We start from the raw sequence: 17,414 nt of genomic DNA on the forward strand, positions 1-17,414 counted from the left end.
TTCACAGGTCGTCGGGGGTTCGGAGGGTGGTGCCGAGCCAGTCGGCGACGGCGTCGCCGGTGGTCGCGACATGCTGTTCCATGATCGAGAAGTGGTCGCCGGGAACATCGACGACGGTGTCGGCTCCGGCCCAGGACGAGCGCCAGTCACCGGCTTCGGCGGACGGGCGGCCGAGCGGGGTGGAGGCGCGGACCAGCAGCAACGGGGCACGGACCGCCGGGGGGTTCCAGTCGTCGAGCAGCCGGAAATAGCCGCCCATCGCGGTCAGCCGGGTGCCGTCCATCGGGGCCGCCCGGTCCTCGCGGGCGAACATGCCGCCCAGCAGAACGTCGTTGAACTGGGTGATGCCCTGGTTGTCGGAGAGGTAGGTGTCCAGCAGCACCACGGCCGCCGGGCCCTGGCCGCGCTGTTCCAGCGCGGCGGCCACTCCGTGGGCGAGCGTGCCGCCGGAGGAGGAACCGGCCAGGACGAGCGTCCGTCCGGGCAGTTCCCGGAGCAGGGTCGTCGCCTGGAAGTCCAGCAGGGCCGGCATATCGGCGGGCAGTTCCTCCTCGGGGGTGAATCCGGGGGCGTCCAGGGCGGCTACGGCGTAGCGGTCCCGGAAGCGGGAGGCGAAGCGGGCGTACTGGTGGGCGCCGCCGAGGGCGACGATGGAACCGAAGCAGACGAGTACGGGGGCATCGGCGCGCTCGTTCAGGCGCAGCAGCCGTGGGCCGGTGCCGGCGGCCACGAGGTCGCCGCCGCTGTGGAAGGCCGGGCGGAGGGCGGAGGCGTTCTTGAGCAGGGCGATGCCCTCGTCGATCCGGCCGAGTGCGCAGGCCCGGCGGAACAGCACACTCACCGGGTCGGCGTCGGCGTCGGTGCCTGTGCTGGTGCCTGTGCCTGTGTCTGTGCTGGTGCCTGTGCCTGTGCCTGCGTCTGTGTCTGTGCTGGTGTCTGTGCCGGTGCTGGATGCGGTGGCGCCGGTCGCGGTCGCGGGCGCGGGGGCCGTTTCGGGCCGGGGGGTGTCTTCCGTCCGGGCCTCGGTGGCGAGGCGTGCCGCGAGCGCGGCGGGGGTGGCGCTGTCGAAGACGGCGGAGGGCCGTAACCGCAGTCCGGTGAGGGCGGCCAGCCGGTTACGGAGCTCGACCGCCGTCAACGAGTCGAATCCGACGGAGAGGAAGGGCACCGTCGCGGACAGCGCCCCGGAGTCGGTGTGGCCGAGGACTTCGGCGGCCTGGGCGAGGACGAGTTCGCGCAGGACCAGCTCACGTTCCTGTGCGTCGGCGGCGGTGTCGAGCCGGTGCCGCAGCGCCGCTGCGGCGGTCGGCGTCGTCTTCGCCCCGGTCGTCGCGGCCGGGCCGCGCCGGACCAGGGAGCGCAGCATCGGGTGGACCGGGCCGTCGCCGCGCACGGTGAGGTCGAGGTGGGCCAGGACGACGGGGCTCCCGTCTCCCGGCGGGGCGGCGTCCTCGCCGCACACCGTGTCCAGCAGGGCCATGGCCTCCTCGTCGGAAAGGCCGTGGGCACCGCGCCGGTCGATGCGCCGCCGTTCGGCGCCGTCGAGCTCCGCCGTCATCCCGCTGACCCGCTCCCAGGGCCCCCAGGCCAGGGACAGGCCGGGGAGCCCGAGCCGTCGGCGTTCCGCGACGAGGGCGTCGAGCGCGGCGTTGGCGGCCGCGTAGGACGCCTGGCCGGGGCTGCCCAGCACACCTGCGGCGGAGGAGAAGACGACGAACGCCGAGAGGTCCGCCCCGCGCGTCAGCCGGTCGAGGTGGTGGGCGGCGTCGAGCTTGGGCCGCAGGACGGCGGCCATCCGCTCCCCCGTCAGCCCGTCCAGCAGGCCGTCGTCGAGCACTCCGGCGGTGTGGACCACGGCGCACAGCGGATGGTGTTCGGGGACGGCCGCGAGAGCGGCGGCCAGTTCCTGACGGTCCGACACATCACAGCGTACGGAGGTCACTTCGGCTCCTGCCTGGGCCAGCTCCGCCGTCAGCTCCGGCAGGCCCGGGGCGTCGGCGCCGCGACGGCTCAGCACGAGGAGGTGGCGTACTCCGTGCTCGGCGACCAGATGGCGTGCCAGGACGGCCGCGAGAGCGCCGCCGCCGCTCAGCAGTACGGTCCCCTCGGACGGCCCGAACGGGCCGGTCGGCCGGGTCGCCGACGCGGGGGTGGGGGCGGGGGCGGGGGCCGTGGTGACGGTCGTGGCGGTGGTGGCCGGTGGCCGGATCAGTCGGGGCGCGTAGAGGACGCCGTCGCGCAGGGCCGCCTGTGGTTCGCCCGTGGCGAGGAGGTCGGCGAGCGCGTCGCCGAGACCGTCCGGGTTGGGCCCTTCGGTGTCCAGCAGCACGAACCGGTCGGGGTGTTCGAGCTGAGCGGCCCTGACCATGCCCCAGACGGCCGCCGCGCCGAGGTCCACCGGCTGCTGCCCTGGGCCGAGCGGGCCGGTCGCACCCCGGGTGAGTACCACCAGGGGCGTACGGGAGGTGCTGTCGTCGGCCAGGTGGGCCTGGAGGCGGTCCAGGACGCCGGACGCGACTGTGTGCACCGCCTCGGGATCCGCGTCCCGGGCGGGGGCGTCCCCGGTCGCACCGGCCGGGGGCCCGGTTTCGGTGGACGAGGGGCAGGTCAGCAGCATCGCGTCGGGGGTCGCGGACAGGTGTTCGGCGGGGAAGCCGACCGGCAGCAGCCGCTCGTCGCGCGGGCCGAGGAGGCCCCAGCGGGTGACCGGGCGCGGGCCGGGCCCGGCGGTGACCGGCGTCCAGCCGATGTGGAAGACGGAGCCGGAGGACGCCCGCAGCGCGGCGGTGGACGCCGTGCGCAGGGTGAGCGAGCCGACCGTCGCCACGGTACGCCCCGAGGGGTCGGTGATCCGCGCGGCGACGGTGTCGGGGCCGTCGGGGCGCAGCCGTACGCGCAGGACCGGCGCGTCGGAGGGCTCGATCGCGACGCGCTGCCAGGAGAACGGCAGGGGGACGCCGTCGGCGGGCTCCCCGCTCCCAGCGCCGGGGACGCCGTCGGCAAGCTCCCCGGCCCCGGCGCCTTCGCGCAGACCGGTCGTCTGGAGGGCCGCGTCCAAGAGGGCCGGGTGCACGGCGAAGCCGTCCGCTCCGGTGCCGGGGAGGTCGTCGGGCAGGGCCACTTCGGCGTGGATCGCGTCCGTGGTGCGCCAGGCGGCCCGCAGGCCTCGGAAGGCCGGGCCGTAGGCGACGCCCCGGGCTTCGAGCAGCCCGTACAGCTCGTCCACGTCCAGGGGGGCGGCGCCGGGCGGGGGCCACGCACCGGCCGGTCCGGCGGCCGTGTCGTTCCCGTCGGCCGTATCGTTCCCGTCGGCTGAGGGGTCCTGGGGGGCCTGGGGGGCGACCGTGCCGGTCGCGTGCCGGGTCCAGGGCGGGGTGGCGGCGCCGGGGGTGGCCTCGGGCCGGGAGTGGAACTCCACCGGGCGCCGCCCCGTACCGTCCTCGGCACCCACCCGTACGCGCAGGTGTACGGCGTGGTCGTCGGCGGCACCGCCGGGCAGCAGCAGCGGGGCGGCGAGGGTCAGTTCCTCCACGAGAGCGCAGCCGAGGCGGCGGCCCACGTGCGCGGCCAGCTCCACGAGGGCCGCGCCGGGCAGGATCACGGCTCCGGCCACGGCGTGGTCGGCGAGCCAGGGGTGGGTGGCCACGGAGAGCCGGCCGGTGAAGAGCGTGCCCGCGTCGTCGGGCAGTTCGACCTCGGCGCCGAGCAGCGGGTGGTCCACGGCACACTGGCCGGTGGCCGCCGGGTCCCGGTCGGCCGGCAGGGCGTCGAGCCAGTAGCGTCGTCGCTGGAAGGCGTAGGTGGGCAGGTCCACCCGCTGGGCGCCGGTTCCCGCGAACAGCCGCTCCCAGTCGACGCGCAGGCCCTGGACGTGTGCCTCGGCGAGGGCGGTCTGAAGCCGTCGGAGTCCTCCGGCCCCGCGCCGCAGGGTGTCGAGCACCACCGTCTCCGGGGCGCCCGCGTCGGCGGCCGTGTCCTCGATCCCGTACATCAGGGCGGGCTGCGGGCCGGCCTCGATGAAGACGCGGTGCCCGGCCGCGAGGAGCGAGCGGGTCGCCCGCTCGAACTCGACCGGCTGCTGGAGGTTGCGGTACCAGTACTCGGCGTCCAGGGCCTTCGTGTCCAGCAGGCCGCCGGTGACGCTGGAGTAGTACGGCACCGTCCCCGAGAGGGGGGTGATGCCGTCCAGGTCGGACAGCAGGCGCTCGCGGATCTCCGCCACGTGGGAGGAGTGCGAGGCGTAGTCGACCTCGATGCGGCTCGCCCACACCCCTTCCTCCAGGAGTTCCTCCACCAGTGCCGTGACCGGGTCCGCATCACCCGAAACCACCGTCGACGAGGGGCCGTTGACGGCGGCCACCGACAGCCGGCCCGCCCACGGGGCGGTGCGCTCCCGCACCACGTCCACCGGCAACGGGATCGACGCCATGCCGCCACGGCCCGCCAGCGCCGCCACCGCACGGGACCGCAGCGCGACCACGCGGGCCCCGTCGTCGAGGCTCAGACCACCCGCCACGCAGGCGGCCGCGATCTCGCCCTGGGAATGGCCGACCACGGCGTCCGGAACGACGCCGAACGCACGCCACACCTCCGCCAGCGACACCATCACCGCCCACAGCACCGGCTGCACCACATCGACCCGCGCCAACAGCCGTTCCGAGCCCAGTGCTTCGGTCAACGACCAGTCGACGTAAGGCGCCAGGGCCCGCCCGCACCCCGCCATCCGTTCCGCGAAGACCTCCGACTCACCCAGCAGCTCCGCCGCCATCCCCACCCATTGCGAGCCGTGGCCCGGGAAGACGAGCACCGAACGGCCCGGGAGCTGCCCACTTCCGGTCACCACGTCCGCCGAGCGGGCGCCCCGCGACAGGGCGGCGACACCGGCCAGCAGCTCGCCCCGGTCCGCCCCCACCACCACGGCACGCTCCGCGAACCGCGAACGCCCCACCGCCAGCGAATGGCCCACGTCCACCACGCTCAGGCCCGGTTCCGCCACCACCCGCTCGTGCAGCGCCGCCGCCTGGGCGCGCAGCGCGTCCGGAGTACGCGCCGACAGGATCCAGGGGACGGCGGCGGGCACCGGTTCCGGCGTGGCGGTCGGGTCAACCGGCTTGCTGGGGACGGCCGTTGGTCCTCCAGTCGCTGCGGTGGGGACGGTGGGGGCGGTGGGGACTGCTGGGGCGGTAACGACCGTCGCGCCGGTCGCTGCTGTGGGGGCCTGTTCGAGGATGACGTGGGCGTTGGTCCCGCTGGCTCCGAAGGAGGACACCCCCGCCCGGCGCGGCCGCCCCGTCTCCGGCCACGGGGTGGCCTCGGTGAGCAGGGAGAGGGCTCCCTCGGTCCAGTCGATACGGGGCGAGGGGCGGTCGACGTGCAGGGTGCGCGGCATCACGCCGTGCCGCATCGCCAGCACCGACTTGATCACCCCGCCGACGCCCGCGGCGGCCTGGGTGTGGGACAGGTTGGACTTCAGCGATCCCAGCCACAGCGGGCGGTCGGCGGGCCGGTCCTGACCGTACGTGGCCAGCAGCGCCTGGGCCTCGATGGGGTCGCCGAGCACGGTGCCGGTGCCGTGCGCCTCCACCATGTCCACCTCCGCCGGGGCGAGTCCGGCACGGGCGAGCGCCTGGCCGATCACGCGCTGCTGCGCGGGCCCGTTCGGGGCGGTCAGTCCGTTGCTGGCACCGTCCTGGCTGACGGCCGAGCCCCGGATGACGGCCAGAACGGGATGCCCCGCGCGCCGGGCGTCCGAGAGCCGTTCCAGCAGGAGCAGGCCCAGGCCCTCCCCGAACCCGGCTCCGTCCGCCGCGGCCGAGAAGGACTTGCTGCGCCCGTCGGGTGCCAGGCCGCGCTGGCGGCTGAATCCGACGTACAGGCCAGGGGTGGACATCACGGTCACCCCGCCGGCCAGGGCGAGGGTGGTGTCACCGGAGCGCAGCCCCTGGCAGGCGAGGTGGACGGCGACCAGGGAGGACGAGCAGGCGGTGTCCAGGGTGACCGCCGGGCCTTCCAGGCCCAGGGTGTAGGAGATCCGGCCCGAGGCGACGCTCGGGATGCTGCCGGTGCCGAGGAAGCCCTCCACCTCGTCGGGCACCCGGTCGAGCCGGGACGCGTACTCACCGTAGATCACTCCGGTGTAGACGCCGGTACGGCTGCCGCGCAGGGTCGTCGGGTCGATGCCCGCGCGCTCCACCGCCTCCCAGGACGCCTCCAGCAGCAGCCGCTGTTGGGGGTCCATGGCCAGGGCCTCGCGCGGGGAGATACCGAAGAAGCCGGGGTCGAAGCCTGTCGCGTCGTGGAGGAAGCCGCCTTCACGGACGTAGAAGGTGCCGGGGGTGTCGGGGTCCGCGTCGAAGCCGCCCTCGACGTCCCAGCCCCGGTCGGTGGGGAACGGCGAGACCGCGTCGCGTTCCTTGACCAGCAGCTCCCACAGGTCTTCCGGGGTGCGCACACCGCCGGGGTAGCGGCAGCTCATCGCCACGATGGCGACGGGCTCGGCGGAGTCGTCACGGAGCCGTCGGTTCTCCTGTCGCAGGCGCTGGTTCTCCAGCAGCGAGGCGCGCAGGGCGGCGACCACCTGATCCGTGTCGGTGTCGGTGGGCATGGGGTTCGGCTTCTCCTTCTGCGGCTGTCGGTCAGTCACGTTCGCCGCCCAGGGCCACCCGGACGAGTTCGTCGACGGCCATGTCCTTGATGTCGTCGGCGGTGGGAGTGCCGGTGGCGTCCGCCGGTGCCTCCGGCCGGTCGGCGAGGTCCAGGAGCGCGGCGGCCTTCCCCGTGGCCTTCCCCGTGGTGGCGGGGCCGCCCGGCCCGTCGGGTACCAGGCGCCCGCTGAGGTAGGCGGCGACGGCGGCCGGGGTGGGGTGGTCGAAGACCAGGGTCGCGGGCAGCCTGCGGCCGGTGGCGGTGCTGAGCCGGTTGCGGAGCTCGACGGAGGTGAGCGAGTCGAAGCCGAGGTCCTTGAACGGCTGGTCCGGGTCGATGCTCCCGGCTCCGCCGTGGCCGAGGATGTCGGCGCCCCGGCTCCGTACCAGGTCGAGCAGGGTGGCGAGGCGTTCCTCCGGGGGCAGGCCGGTCAACCGGCGGCGCAGCGAGTCGGCCTCGGCGGCGTCCGCCCCGGAGGCGGGGCGGCGTACGGTGCCGGGGACCAGGGCGGAGAGCAGGGCCGGGACAGGTGCGGTCCGGGCCGCCGCCCGGAGCCGGCCGAGATCGATCCTGACCGGCACGAGCAGCGGTTCGTCCAGGGTGAGGGCCGCGTCGAACAGCGCCAGCCCCTCTTCGCTGCCGATGGCCGCGGTGCCTCCCCGGGACATGCGCCGCAGGTCGGCGGCGGTGAGCGTGCCGGTCATGGTGCTGCGGCGTTCCCACAGGCCCCAGGCGAGTGACTGGGCGGGCAGTTCGAGAGCCCGGCGATGCTGGGCGAGCGCGTCGAGGAAGGCGTTGGCGGCCGCGTAGTTGCCCTGACCGGCGTTGCCGACCGTGGCGGACGCGGAGGAGAACAGGACGAAGGCCGACAGCGGCAGATCACGGGTGAGGGCGTGCAGGTGGAAAGCCGCGTCGACCTTGGGCCGTAGTACGTGGCGCATCCGCTCGGGGGTCAGCGACTCGACCGTACCGTCGTCCAGGACGCCTGCCGCGTGGACGACCGCGCTCAGCGGGCGGTCGGCGGGGATGCCGGCGAGCAGGGCGGCGAGCGCGTCCCGGTCGGCGACGTCACACGCCTCCACGTCCACCCGGGCGCCGAGGCCGCGCAGTTCGGCGGCGAGGTCGGCCAGACCCGGGGCGGCCGCGCCGCGCCTGCCGACGAGCAGCAGGTTCCGTACGCCGTGCGCGGTCACGAGGTGCTGGGCCACCAGACCGCCGAGCGCGCCGCCCGCTCCGGTGACGAGGACGGTTCCGCCAGGCGCGGCGATACGGGACGGTGTGTACGGGGCCGGGTCCGAGGCCGAGGCCGGGGCCGGGCCCGCGAGCGCGTCCGTGCCCGGGTTCGGATCCGTGGTGGGGTCCGGGCTCGGGTCCGTGGTGATGGTGGCCCTGGTGAGGCGGGCGGCGAGGAGTTGTCCGGCGCGTATCGCCAGTTGGGGTTCCGTTCCGGCCAGTGCCCGGGGCAGCAGGCCGGTCACGGCGGCCGGGTCGTCGGTGTCGATCAGCAGGAAGCGGTCCGGGTGCTCGGACTGGGCGGAGCGGACGAGGCCGCGGACGGCGGCTCCGGTGAGGTCGGTGACCTCCTCACCGGCTGCCGTGGAGACCGCGCCCCGGGTGACGAGTACGAGCCGGGTGCCGTCGTCCCAACGCGGGTCGGCCAGCCACTCCTGGACGAGCCGCAGGGCGTCGTCCAGTGCGGTGTGTACGGATGCGGCGTCGGGCGGGGACGCGAAGCGCGGGGTGGGGTCGCACCAGGCCAGTACGGCGGCGGGCGACGGCGCTCCCCCGTCCAGCGCGGCACCGAGCGCGGCCAGGTCCGGATGGCTGTCCGGGAACAGGTCCCGGCCGCCGAGGACGGCCCAGGGCCCGAGGGGACCGGCGGGTGCGGTGTCGGGCACCGCCGACCACTGGAGCCGGTAGAGGGATTCCGGGCCACCGCCCGGGCGGAGGGCGTCGAGATCGATCGGGCGGACGGCGAGTGCCTCGACCGACGCGACCGGGAGGCCGTTCGGGTCGGTCGCGTCGATCGCCACCGATCCGTCCGGCCGGAAGCCGAGCCGTACCCGGAGCGCGGTGGCCGCGGAGGCGTGCAGCCTGACCCCGCTCCAGGAGAACGGCAGTCCGGCGGACGGCCGGTCCGGGCCCGGTCCGGTCTCCGGCCGGGCGCGCAGGAACAGCCCCTGGAGGGCGGCGTCCAGGAGCGCGGGGTGCACGCCGAAGGCGGCGGCGGACCGGTGCTGGCCCTCGGGCAGGCGTACCTCGGTGAAGATCTCGTCGCCTCGGCGCCAGGCACTGGTGAGCCCTCGGAAGGCGGGTCCGTAACCGTAGCCGGAGGCGTGGAACCGCTCGTACAGGTCGTCGACGGGGATCGGGACGGCGCCGGGCGGGGGCCAGGAGCCGACGTCGTCCGGTCCGGGTGCGGGCGGCGGCTTACGGGTCGAGGAGTCGGCGGTGAGTACGCCGGTGGCGTGCGCGGTCCAGTGCGGGACCGTCGCGTCCTCACGGCAGGAGAACAGGTCCAGGGAGCGGCCGCCGTGCGCGTCCGCTGCACCGACCCGTACTTGCAGGCGTACGGCGGTGTCGGCGGGGATCAACAGCGGCGCCTGGAGCGTCAGTTCCTCCACCGTGTGGCATCCGGCCTCATCTGCGGCGCGTACGGCGAGTTCCGCGAAGGCCGCGCCGGGCAGCAGGACCGTACCGGCCACGGCGTGGTCGGCGAGCCAGGGGTGGGTGCGCAGCGACAACCGACCGCTGAGCAGCAGTTCACCCGTATCGGCCAGCTCGATGGCGGCTCCGAGGACGGGGTGGTCGGCGGGGTCGAGCCCGGCCGAGCCCACATCGGCCGCCGTGGTGGGCGCCGGCTCGGGCCAGTAGCGGCTGCGCTGGAAGGCGTACGTCGGCAACTCGACCCGCCGCGCCCCCGGGAACGCCCCCGACCAGTCGACCCCCAACCCCCGCTCCCACCCACGACCCACCGCACGCAACACCTGCTCCGGACCACCCTCATCACGCCGCAGGGTCCCCAGCACCGCAGCCTCCACACCAGCGGCCTCCACCGACTCCCCCACCGCCACACCCAGCACCGGATGCGGACTCGACTCGATGAAGAACCGGAAACCATCGGCCAGCAGCGTCTCCGTCGCCTTCCCGAACTCGACGGTCCGACGGAGGTTTTGGTACCAGTACTCCGCGTCCAGCCCCTTCGTATCCAGCCAGCCACCCGTCACCGTCGAAAAGAACGGCACCGACCCCGAACGCGGAGTGATGTCCTTCAGGTCGGCGAGCAACCGCTCGCGGATCTCCTCCACATGGGAGGAATGCGACGCGTAATCCACTTCGATCAACCGCGCCCGCACACCTTCAGCGGTGAGCTCCTCAACGAGCCCGGCAACGGCATCCGCGTCACCCGAAACCACCGTCGAAGAAGGCCCGTTCACCGCCGCCACCGACAAACCCCGGGAAGCACACCGCTCCCGCACCTCCTCCACCGGCAACGGAACCGACGCCATACCACCCCGGCCCGCCAACACCCCCACCGCACGAGAACGCAACGCCACCACCCGCGCCCCGTCCTCCAAACTCAAACCACCCGCCACACACGCCGCAGCAACCTCACCCTGCGAATGACCCACCACCCCATCCACCGCCACACCGAACGACCGCCACACCTCCGCCAACGACACCATCACCGCCCACAGCGTCGGCTGCACCACATCAACCCGCGCCAACAACTCCTCCGAACCCAACGCCTCCGTCAACGACCAGTCGACGTAAGGCTCCAGAGCCCGTTCGCACTCACCCATCCGCCCCGCGAACACCTCCGACCCACCCAGCAACTCCGCAGCCATCCCCACCCACTGCGAACCCTGACCCGGAAACACCAACACCGAACGGCCGTCGACCGTGCGGCCGCCGTCCCACGCTCCCGAGTCGTCGTCGGCCATCCGGCCCAGCAGGGTAGGGAGTTGGTCCCGGTCTCCGATCAGTGCCTTCCGGTACTCGAAGGCGGTGCGGGCGTGCAGGGCGGACCCGATGTCGCGCGGGTCGGGCACGGGGCTGCCGCCGTCCAGGTGGCGGCGTAAGCGGTCGGCCTGGGAGCGCAGTGCCCCCGGGCTCTTCGCCGACAGCAGCCAGGGCACCGCCGCCGGCAGGGGGATGCGCTCGGCCGTCGGGCCATCGTCTTCCAGGGGTGCGTGTTCGAGGATGGTGTGGACGTTGGTGCCGCTCAGGCCGAAAGAAGACACTCCGGCCCGGAAGGGGCGGCCGTGGAGCGGCCAGGGCTGCTGCTCGGTCGCGAGGGCCAGCGCCCCGCGTGTCCAGTCGACGTGGCCGGAGGGCGTGCCGACGTGCAGGGTGCGGGGCACCTGTCCGTGCCGCATGGACAGCACCGTCTTGATGACCCCTGCCACCCCCGATGCCGCTTGGGCGTGGCCGAGGTTGGACTTGAGGGAGCCGACCAGCAGGGGTCGGTCGGCGGGCCGGTCCTGGCCGTATGTGGCCAGCAGCGCCTGGGCCTCGATGGGGTCGCCGAGGGTGGTGCCGGTGCCGTGCGCCTCCACCACGTCCACCTCGGACGCCACCAGCCCCGCGTCCGCCAACGCCGCCCGGATAACCCGCTGTTGGGAGGGGCCGTTGGGGGCGGAGAGGCCGTTGCTGGCTCCGTCCTGGTTGACGGCGGAGCCGCGTACCACCGCCAGGACCGGGTGTCCGTTGCGGCGGGCGTCCGACAGCCGCTCCAGCAGGAGGACGCCGACGCCCTCGCCCATGCCCATGCCGTCCGCGTCGTCCGAGAACGCCTTGCAGCGGCCGTCCTCGGCGAGTCCCCGCTGACGGGAGAAGCTGATGAGGGCGCCGGGGGTCGCCATCACGGCGACGCCGCCGACCAGGGCGAGCGAGCAGTCCCCGCCGCGCAGCGCCCGGCCTGCGAGGTGCAGGGCGACGAGGGAGGAGGAGCAGGCCGTGTCGATGGTCACCGCGGGGCCTTCGAGGCCCAGGGTGTAGGCGACCCGGCCGGATACGACGCTGGGTGCGCTGCCGGTGAGCAGGTGGCCGTCTCCTTCTTCCGACTGGGCGACGACCGCCGCGTAATCGGCGTAGTTGACCCCGGTGAACACTCCGGTGGGGCTGCCGCGCAGGGCGTCCGGGTCGATGGCCGCGCGCTCGATCGCCTCCCAGGTGGTTTCCAGGAGCAGCCGCTGCTGGGGGTCCATGGCCAGGGCCTCGCGCGGCGAGATGCCGAAGAACTCCGCGTCGAAATCAGCCGCGTTGTGCAGGAAGCCGCCACGCCGGGTCGTGGAGGTGCCGGGGTGGTCGGGGTCGGGGTCGTAGAGGGCCTCGATGTCCCAGCCCCGGTCGGTGGGGAGGTCGGAGACGGCGTCGCCGCCGTCGGCGAGCAGGCGCCACAGGTCTTCGGGGGTGCCGATGCCGCCGGGGAAGCGGCAGGCCATGGACACGATCGCGATCAGGTCGTCGTCGGGTGCGGGCGGATGCACGGCGGTGTCCAGGCTGGAACGGTCCGGCCCTGAGCGGTCCAAGTCCGGTTCGGAGGAGCCCGTTTCGGAGGAGCCCAGTTCGGAGGAGCCCGTTTCGGAAGAGTCCGGTTCGGAGGAGTCCGGTTCGGTGGCCTGTCGGCCGAGCAGTTCGGTGCGGATCTCCTGAGCGAGCGCGGTGGACGACGGGTGGTCGAAGATCAGGGTGGACGGCAGCCGCAGTCCGGTGGCGGTGTTGAGCCGGTTGCGGAGTTCGACCGCGGTGAGGGAGGCGAAGCCCATGTCCTGGAAGGCCTTGCCGGGCCGGATCGCGTCCACCGTGGCATGGCCGAGGACGGCTGCGGCGTGGGTGCGGACCAGTTCGAGCAGCAGGCGGTGTTGTTCGGATTCACCGAGGGCGGCGAGCCGTTGGCGCAGCAGTGCGGCGGCGGGTGCCTCCGTGTCCCCGGTCGCGGCCTCCAGGGCGCGGCGGGCCTCGGGGATGCCGGTGAGCAGCGGGCTGGGACGGGTGGAGGTGAAGACGGCGGCGAACCGTTCCCAGTCGACGTCGGCGACGGTGAGGACGGTCTCGTCGTCGTCGAGCGCCTGGCGCAGGGCGTGGACGGCGAGGTCGGGGGCGATCCGGGGGAGGCCGTGCTGCTCCAGGTTGAACAGGTCGGCGTCCTCTCCGGCGACGCGGTCCTGCCAGGGGTTCTCGGCCTGCCAGATGCCCCAGTCGACGGTGGTGGCGGTGAGGCCGCGGGCCCGGCGGTGCTGGGCCAGGGCATCGAGGTAGGCGTTGGCCGCGGCGTAGGCGCCGTGGTCGCCGCTGCCCCAGACTCCGGCGATCGAGGAGAACAGGACGAAGGCGTCGAGTTCGCGGTCGAGCAGGGCGTCGAGGTGTTCGGCGCCCGTGGCCTTGGCGGCGACGATCTGTTCGAACGCGGACATCGGTGTGCCGTCCAGGGGGGCGAGCGCGACGAAGGCGGCCGCGTGGACGACCGCGGCGACCGGGTCGCCCGCCGCCTCCAGGTCGGTGAGCAGCGCCGCCACCGCCTGACGGTCCGCCAGGTCGCAGACGGGCAGGGTCAGTCGTACGCCCAGGGCGGCAAGCTCTGCGGTGAGTTCGGCCGCGCCGGGCGCCTCGGGGCCTCGGCGGCCGGGCAGGACGAGGTGGGTGGCGCCGCTGCGGGCCAGCCAGCGGGCGAGGTGCGGGCCGACGGCTCCGGTGCCGCCGGTCAGCAGGACGGTGCCACGGGGCTTCCACTGCTTCGTACGGCTCGTACGGCTCGTACGGCTGTCGCTCCGGGGGGCGCGCCGGAGTCGGCGGGCCAGGATGCCCGTGGGGCGCAGGGCGAGCTGGTCCTCGCGGCCGATGCCGTCCGTGCCGATGCCGTCCGTTCTGGGGCCGTCCGTGCCGGGGCCGTAGGCCGTCAGTACGGCGGTGAGCCGGGTCCGGGCGCAGGCGTCGAGGTCCGGCGGCAGGTCGATGAGTCCGCCCCAGCGGGCGGACAGTTCCAGCGCGGCCACCAGTCCGGTGCCCCAGACCAGCGCCTGTCGGGGGCGGGTGACCGGGTCGTCCGGGCCCGTGGACACCGCCCCGGCGGTGGCGCACCAGAGGGGTGCCGTGAGGGCAAGGTCGCCCAGGGCCTGCACCAGGGCGACAGTGAGTGCCGTCCCGGTGGGCAGGGCCGGGTGGTCGGGGTGGGGCAGGTCGGCGGCGGCCAGCAGCGACAGCACGCCCGTCGGGACGAGGTCGCCGAGGGCGGTGGCGAGCGTGTCCGCGAGGTCCGTGCGGCGGACGGCGTCGGCCGTGAGTTCCGCCGTGACGACGGTGGCACCCGCTTCGGCGAGGGCGAGCAGCGGGCCGCGTACCTGTGCGTCGTCGTGTCCGGCGGGCAGGACGACGAGCCAGGTGCCGACGGCGGCGGGGGTGGCGGCAGGCGGGTCGGGCAGGGCCTGCCAGCCGATGCGGTAGCGCCAGGAGTCGATGACGCTCTCCTCGCGCCGCTGTTCGCGCCAGCCGCGCAGGGCGGGCAGTACGGGGGCGAGGGCGTCCTCGTCGACGGCGAGGCGGGCGGCGATCTCGGCCGGGGCGTCGTGGTCGACCATGTGCCAGAAGGCCGTGTCGTGCGGGTCGGCGGCGGCCGGTCCGCTGTCGGGCGCCGCCTCCGGCTCCAGCCAGTAGCGCCGCAGCTGGAAGGGGTATCCGGGCAGGCCGGTCGGGCGGGCGCCGGTACCGGCGTACACGGCGGACCAGTCGACGGCCGCGCCCGCCACCCACAGTTCGGCGGCCGAGCGCAGGGCCCGGCGCAGTCCGCCGTCGTCGCGGCGCAGGGTGCCGACGACCACGGGCGGTTCGGCGGCTCCGGTGGCCTCGGCGGTGTCCTGGAGGGCCATGGTCAGCACCGGGTGCGGCGACACCTCGACGAAGACCTCGTGGCCCTGCTCGACCAGGGAGCGTACGGCCGCGTCGAAGCGGACGGTCCCACGGAGGTTGCGGTACCAGTAGTCGGCGTCCATGGCCGTGGTGTCGAGCCGGTCGCCGGTGACGGTGGAGAACAGCGGTGTCCGGGCCGGGAGCGGGCGTACGTCGGCCAGCGCGGCCAGCACCTCGGACCTGATCCGTTCGACCTGGGCCGAGTGCGAGGCGTAGTCCACGGGTACGGACCGGGCCCGTACGCCCCGTGCGGCGCAGTGGGCGAGCAGTTCGGCGAGGGCCTCCGGCTCCCCCGAAACCACCACGGCGGCGGGCCCGTTGACGGCGGCCAGCGACAGCTTCTCGCCCCAGGGGGCGATCGCGGCGCGGGCCTCGTCCTCGGGCAGGGACACCGCGACCATGCCGCCGAGTCCGGCCAGCGCCCGGATGGCCCGGCTGCGCAGGGCGACGACCTTCGCCCCGTCCTCCAGGCTCAGCGCTCCCGCCACCACGGCGGCGGCGATCTCTCCCTGGCTGTGCCCGACCACGGCGTCGGGCCGGACGCCCCAGGACTCCCAGTGCGCGGCCAGTGACACCATCACCGCCCACAGCACCGGCTGCACCACGTCCACCCGTTCCAGGGAGGGGACCCCGGGCGCGCCCTCCAGGACGGCGGGGAGCCGCCAGTCGACATGGGCGGAGAGGGCGGCGTCGCAGGCGGCGAGGCGGTCCCGGAAGACGGGGCTGGTGGCGAGCAGATCCTGTGCCATTCCGGCCCACTGGGAGCCCTGACCGGGGAAGACCAGCGCCGTCCGGCCCTCGACGACCCGGCCGGTGCCGGTGACGATGTCGGCGGTGGTGGCCTGGTCGGAAGCCGGGACCACGTCGGAAGCCGGGGACGGGCCGGGAGGCAGGCCCAGGTCGGGGGCCGGAGCCTGGCCGGTGAGCAGGTGCATGCCCGGTGCGGACACGGCGGCGAGCCCGTTCAGCAGTGCGTCGTACCCGTCGCCGATCACCACGGCCCGGTGTTCGAAGGCGGACCGGGTGGTCGCCAGCGAGAACCCGATGTCGGCAGGCCGTGCGGGCGCGTCCGTGGCGAGCCGGGCGCGCAGCCGGGCCGCCTGGTCCCCGAGCGCGGACGCGGTGCGGCCGGACAGCACCCAGGGCATCGCGGCCCCGGGCGCGCCCGCCGACTCCACCGACGGCCCGGCCCCGGGCACCGGACCGGTCATCGTGCTCGGCCCGGGCTGCGGACCGGTCATCGTGCTCGGCCCGGCCACGGCGTCCGGCTCCTCGGTCGCGGTATCCGGAGCGCCGGACACCGCTTCCGGCCCGTCGGCTGGTTCCGGCTCCGACCCCTCGGCCGACTCCGACTCCGACTCCGGTGCCTGTTCGAGGACGACGTGCGCGTTGGTGCCGCTCATGCCGAACGAGGACACCCCGGCCCGGCGCGGCCGGTCGACGGTGGGCCAGTCGCGGGCCTCGGTGAGGAGTTCGACGGCGCCCGAGGACCAGTCGGCGTGCGGAGTGGGCGCGTCCACGTGCAGGGTGCGCGGCAGGACACCGTGTCGCAGCGCGAGGACCGTCTTGATGACCCCGGCGACCCCGGCGGCGGCCTGGGTGTGTCCGATGTTCGACTTCAGCGACCCCAGCCACAGCGGGCGGTCGGCGGGCCGGTCCCGGCCGTACGTGGCCAGCAGCGCGTCGGCCTCGATCGGGTCGCCGAGGGTGGTGCCGGTGCCGTGCGCCTCCACCGCGTCCACTTCCGACGCGGTCACGCCCGCATCCGCGAGCGCCGCCCGGATCACCCGCTGCTGGGAGGGACCGTTGGGGGCGGTCAGGCCGTTGCTGGCACCGTCCTGGTTGATCGCCGAGCCGCGCAGTACGGCCAGTACCGTACGGCCGTTGCGGCGCGCGTCCGACAGCCGCTCCAGCAGCAGCATCCCCACGCCCTCGCCCCAGCCGGTGCCGTCCGCGGCCGCCGCGAACGGCTTGCAGCGGCCGTCGGGGGACATCGCGCCCTGCCGGCTGAACTCGACGAACACCGCCGGCAGCGCCATCACGCTGACCCCGCCGGCGAGCGCGAGCGAGCACTCACCGGCCCGCAGGGCCCGCGCCGCGAGGTGCAGCGCCACCAGCGAGGCCGAACAGGCGGTGTCCACGGTGACGGCGGGACCTTCGAGACCGAGCGCGTAGGACACCCGCCCGGACATCACGCTCATCGAGTTCCCCGTCATCAGGAACCCCTGGACGGCTTCGGCGGCGCCGGGGCCCAGCGTCGCGTACCCCTGGTCGATGGCCGCGGCGTACACCCCGGTACGGCTGCCCCGCAGCGTGAGCGGGTCGATTCCGGCCTGCTCGACGGCCTCCCAGGAGGCCATCAGAAGCAGCCGCTGCTGTGGGTCCATCGCGACCGCCTCACGAGGCGAGATGCCGAAGAACTCCGGGTCGAAGTCCGCCGCGCCGTCCAGGAACGCCCCCCGTCCGGGGACCGTGCCGCCGGACGGCCAGGCGGTCTCCCAGCCCCGGTCGCCGGGGACGGCCGCGACGGTGTCGCGGCCGTCGGCGAGCAGGTCCCACAGGTCTTCCGGGGTGCGGACACCGCCGGGGAAGCGGCAGGCCATGGACACGATCGCGATCGGTTCGCTCGTACGGGCCTCGGCCTCCCGGAGCCGCTGCCGGGTGTTCCGCAGGTCGATGGTCACCCGGTTGAGGTACTCGCGCATCCTCTGGTCGCTCACTGGACACCGCTGCTTTCGTCTCGGGCTGCTCGGGTCTCGTATCGGGATGCGCGGAGTGCGCAGACGGCGCGGACGGCGCGGGGCACACGGCGTACGCGAGGTGCGCGGACGGCGCCGGACGCACGGCGTACGCGAGGTACT

General features: G+C 74.6%; 2 protein-coding genes. Both read right to left on the reverse strand.

Annotation, left to right across the window (positions count from 1 at the left end; translation table 11 throughout):
* Window position 1 precedes the first annotated feature (1 nt).
* The gene (locus ACFW9Z_RS28075) at window positions 2–6,604 is read right to left on the reverse strand and encodes a type I polyketide synthase (RefSeq protein ID WP_384645366.1); all 6,603 of its coding nucleotides are present in this window, start codon (window positions 6,602–6,604) and stop codon (window positions 2–4) included.
* Between the two features lie 31 nt (window positions 6,605–6,635).
* Window positions 6,636–17,273 (reverse strand): SDR family NAD(P)-dependent oxidoreductase, encoded by a 10,638-nt coding sequence (locus ACFW9Z_RS28080; protein WP_384645367.1) that lies wholly within the window; start codon window positions 17,271–17,273, stop codon window positions 6,636–6,638.
* Window positions 17,274–17,414: the final 141 nt, after the last annotated feature.

This window comes from Streptomyces sp. NPDC059452 (assembly GCF_042750035.1).
In the GTDB taxonomy this organism is placed as follows: domain Bacteria; phylum Actinomycetota; class Actinomycetes; order Streptomycetales; family Streptomycetaceae; genus Streptomyces.

Excerpts from the sequence above, each read along its gene's own strand:
- ACFW9Z_RS28075 (WP_384645366.1), bottom strand. The coding sequence starts at position 6,604 with ATGCCCACCGACACCGACACGGATCAGGTGGTCGCCGCCCTGCGCGCC.